The 4381-nt window shown below is 65.2% G+C and carries 5 protein-coding genes; all 5 read left to right on the plus strand.

From position 1 onward, the window contains the following. Positions 1-736, plus strand: a 736-nt coding sequence (locus VGH85_15130) for an aldehyde dehydrogenase family protein (protein ID HEY2175138.1), incomplete at its 5' end; no start/stop codon positions are given. Continuing rightward, positions 736-1515 carry a hypothetical protein gene (locus VGH85_15135; GenBank protein HEY2175139.1) on the plus strand — a complete coding sequence of 260 codons (780 nt, stop codon included), beginning with the start codon at positions 736-738 and terminating at the stop codon, positions 1513-1515. The genes VGH85_15130 and VGH85_15135, both read left to right, overlap by 1 nt. 92 nt (positions 1516-1607) lie before the next feature. After that, positions 1608-2015 (plus strand): SCP2 sterol-binding domain-containing protein, encoded by a 408-nt coding sequence (locus tag VGH85_15140; protein HEY2175140.1) that lies wholly within the window; start codon positions 1608-1610, stop codon positions 2013-2015. Between the two features lie 36 nt (positions 2016-2051). Further along, positions 2052-3206, plus strand: coding sequence for an NAD(P)-dependent alcohol dehydrogenase (locus VGH85_15145; protein ID HEY2175141.1), 1155 nt, complete (start codon positions 2052-2054; stop codon positions 3204-3206). 711 nt (positions 3207-3917) lie between these two features. After that, positions 3918-4381, plus strand: a 464-nt coding sequence (locus tag VGH85_15150; protein ID HEY2175142.1) for a hypothetical protein, incomplete at its 3' end; no start/stop codon positions are given.

Below are 4381 nucleotides of genomic sequence, written 5' to 3' on the forward strand. Positions count from 1 at the left end.
CCCGGTGATCGTGCTCGACGACGCGGACCTGGAGATTGCGGCCGACGGGGTGCTGTTCGGGTGCATGCTCTATTCCGGCCAGATCTGCGAGTCAGGGACCCGCGTGTACGTTCACGACTCGATCCACGACGAGTTCGTCGATCGGGTCGTCCAGCGGGCCTCGACGATCAAGCTCGGCGATCCCGACGATCTCGACACCGACATGGGTCCGGTGATCTCCGAGCGCCAGCGCGACCGGATCGTGGAGTACCTGGACTCCGGACGGGCCGAGGGGGCAACCGTCGCGATCGGCGGCGGCACGCCCGAGGGTCCGGAGTTCGAGAGGGGCTACTGGATCGAGCCGACGATCTTCACCGACGTGACCAACGAGATGCAGATCGCGCGCGAGGAGATCTTCGGGCCAGTGCTGTCAGTGCTCCGCTACAGCGACCTCGACGACGCGATCGAGCAGGCCAACGACTCGATATACGGCTTGACGGCAGGCGTCTGGTCCAAGGACTACGAGCGGGCGAAGGAGGTCGGCGACCAGCTCCGTGCCGGGACTGTCTGGATCAACAACTGGCACATGGTCGACCCGACACTTCCATTCGGTGGTTACAAGCAGAGTGGCGTTGGCCGGGAGCTTGGTCCGGACGCGCTGAACGAGTACACCGAGGCCAAGCACATCCACCTCGACCTGACGCAGACACGGGACCGTCACATCTTCCCCATCCTGCTCTCGGAGGAGCCGGCCTGATGGACAAGCGACTTGAACTGAAACTTCAGTACTGGGCCGCCTGGTGTGGCGTGATCTTCCTCGTCGGCTACCTCGTCTCGTTCGGGCTCCTCGGCCACAATCATCCGCCGCCCTCGCGCGCCTACTCGCCCCAGGAGCTCGTCGACCACTACTTCAGGCCCTACCACAGCCAGATCGTCGCCGGCATGACGATTTGCATGGTGGTGGGTGTCTTCTATCTGCCGTGGGCGGCAGCGATGTCACGGGTGATGCTGCGCAAGGAGCACCATCAACCGCTGCTGTCCAGCATCAGCCTCCTCGGCGGCGGCATCACCGCTTGGATCCTGGCGGAGTTTCCGGGCAAGATCCTCCACGCCGCGGCCTATGGAACAGCGCATCCCCTGCTCCAGCACTCCTACTGGCGCGAGGCGTGGTTCATCTACGACATGACCTACATGATCACGGGCTTCGAGATGCTCGCAATCGGGATCTACACGCTGACCGATCGAAGTGACTCGCCCGTGTGGCCACGGTGGGCCGGATGGGTCGCCATCGGCGGGGCGCTGTCCTTCGTGCCCGAGAGCGTGATCCCCTACGTGACCACCGGACCATTCGCGGTAAACGGCCTGTGGAACTTCTGGATCGCGTTTCCGTGGTGGCTGATCTGGTTCGGGGTCTTCACCTTCTACATGCTCCGGTACGTACGACGCCAGATGGCTGACACGACGGAGCGACCGCTGGCCGAGGCGGACGCGAGCGCCGCGCCCGTCGAGCGTGCGGCACTGCCGGTAGAAGGCTGATCCTCTTTCGGAATGGAATATCTCCCTCCGGGGGGATGGCACACAGAGCGCGCCGACTTACGCTGCCGGGAGTCCTACCAGAGGGAGTAAAGATGCCTTTCTTCAACAACGCCGACGAGGTCTACGAGTACGTCGGTGGCGTGTTCCGTGCAGCCGCCGACCATCCAGACGTCGGGCCGAAGATGGCGGCCGCGAACGTCAACCTCCAGATCTACTACTCGGACCCCGACTCCAAGCTCCTGATTCATTTCCAGGAGCCGAAGCTCACGGTCGAGGACGGTGGCGAAGACCCGGCTGCCGACGTCAAGCTGTACATGCCCGCAGACATCGCCGACAAGTACTGGCGTGGCGAGTACAACCTCGCGATCGGTCTCGCCAAGGGTCAGGTCAAGGCAAAGGGTCCGGTGAACAAGATCCTCAAGCTGGTCCCGCTCACCCGGCCGCTGTTCCCGATGTACAACGAGCGCGTGGCCGAGAAGGACGCGGCAGCCGCCGTCTAGCTCCGTCCCGCCCAGCTCGAAGAGAGGAGCCACGCAATGTCAGCCACCGAGTACGGGACCGAGCCTTCGGCCTCGGGCAGCCCCGGGGGAGTTCGCGCGACCGCTGCGCTGCTCGAAGAGGTCGGCGCGCCGCTGCAACTGGCCGAGGTCGACCTGGGCGCTCCCGCCGAGGGCGAGATCCTCGTGCGGATGCGCGGCGTCGGCATCTGTCACACCGATCTGTCCGCGCGTGACGGCATCTTCCCGGTCCCGCTCCCGGCGGTGCTCGGGCATGAGGGCTCCGGCGTCGTCGAAGCCGTCGGTGCCGGCGTTGAGAAGCTGCGCGTGGGTGACCACGTGGCGCTGAGCTTCGATCACTGCGGCGAGTGCTCGCAGTGCTCGGGAGGTCACCCCGCGTATTGCGACGCGTTCGCTCCGCTGAACTACTTCGGCACGCGACTCGACGGCTCGGTGACCATGCACCGCGGCGAGGACGAGGTCTACGGCAACTGGTTCGGCCAGTCGTCGTTTGCGACCCACGCGATCGCAAGCGTCCGCAACGCCGTCAAGGTCCCCAACGATCTGCCGCTCGAGCTGCTGGGCCCGCTCGGCTGCGGTTTCCAGACCGGCGCGGGCAGCGTCCTCAACGTGATGCGTGTAGACGCGGGAGAGGGGATCATCATCTTCGGACTCGGGGCGGTCGGCCTGGGAGCGCTGATGGCAGCCAAGGCCGTTGGGTGCGACCCGATCATCGGCGTCGATCTCAATCCCGAGCGCCTCGCGATCGCAACCGAGCTGGGCGCCACCCACACGATCGACCCGACCGAAACCGAGGACTTTCTGTGGAGGGTCCAGGAGCTCGCCGCGCCAGGGCTGCACTATTCCTTCGACGCCGTGGGCGCCGGACCGGTGATCCGGCAGGCGCTCGAGAGCCTCCGCACCGCCGGGCACTGCGTCACGGTCGGATTCCAGGGCCTCGAGCACGAGATCACGATTGATCAGGGGCACCTCCTGCTCGGCCGGCAGCTGTCCGGCGTGATCGAGGGCGACGCCGAGCCGGGAGAGTTCATCCCGCGCTTGATCGAGCTGCATCGCGCGGGCAAGTTCCCGTTCGACCGGCTTGTGAAGACGTTCGCGTTTGACCAGATCAACGAAGCGATGGCGGCGGCCGAGTCGGGCGAAGTCGTCAAGCCCGTGCTCGTGTTCCCATGACCTGGCGGCCGTGAGAGGGCGGTAACACGAAAGCCGCCCTGGCGAGAGGACGGCTTCCGCGCGATCAGTAATCGCAGCCAACTCCGTAACGCCCAGGTCCGCGCCCGTTATCTCCTGCACAGCAATGGCCCTCGTCTCCGAGCACAGCGCGCGACAAATTGATGCCTTGTTGATGCCACGGCCGGACGTCGTCGCGGATCCGCCCAAAGAAAAAGGCCCCGTTTCCAGGGCCTTCTTCAGTAGCGGGGGCGGTGTACGAAGGGGGATCTGCGACCGGTTTTCGGCTGCACGCGACCTTCGAGTTATGACACTTCCGGCTGTTCTGTTGGGGCAGATTCTGCTTCGTAAGCGGGTTGGACCCTCTCCCTCGCGGTCTCATCGCCAGGCAGTCGTGCCGCTTGCGCCAAGGAGTCGCGCTGAGCGATCGGACCGCGCAGCCTGCTCTGCGCGACACGATGCCTTCTTGAGGTACCAACCGCGGTACCAAACTGAGCGAATCTGACGTGATGCAGGACGACCCCGTCGACGCAGGTGAACCGGGCGCAATTCCCCAGCGTTCCACGGCTCACAACTGGGGCCGCAGGCTAACGCGTGCCGCAGACAACTGGCGTCCGCGGCACGCGTTAGCCTGCGGCGTCGGGTGGCAGGACGTGCCTGCCTCGACTTTCGATGGGTGGTTCTGTGCCTCCCGGTCACGCCGGTAAGGGAGCGATGCAAGAGCCCATTTCAACTGCAGCATCACCTGCGATCGCCGAGGCACTCGCTGCCTTGCGCCACGAGCGTGCACACGAGTGGTCGAAAGCCGCTGACCCGTCCGCCGAGCACATGCACGGCTTGTTCCAGTATCCAGCGATGATGGTCCCGCAGATGCAGCGGGAAATCCTCGCGGTGCTCTGCTCGGAGGTTCATGAACCCGCGCGGCTTTGGGACCCGTTCGTGGGGTCGGGCACGACGCTCGACTGCGCGATGGATCTCGGCCTTGACTTCACCGGACGCGACATCAATCCACTCGCGGTCCTCATCTGCCGCGTGAAAACCGGTCCCTACCACCTGAACGCCTTCGAGGCCTCGGCCAACCGCGTCTGCACGCGAGCGGTGCTGGACCGTGGGCGCAAGATCGAGATACTGTTCCCGAACTGGCGCAAGTGGTTCCGCCACGACGTCGCGGTTGCGAT

The organism is Mycobacteriales bacterium, from assembly GCA_036497565.1.
Lineage (GTDB): Bacteria > Actinomycetota > Actinomycetes > Mycobacteriales > QHCD01 > DASXJE01.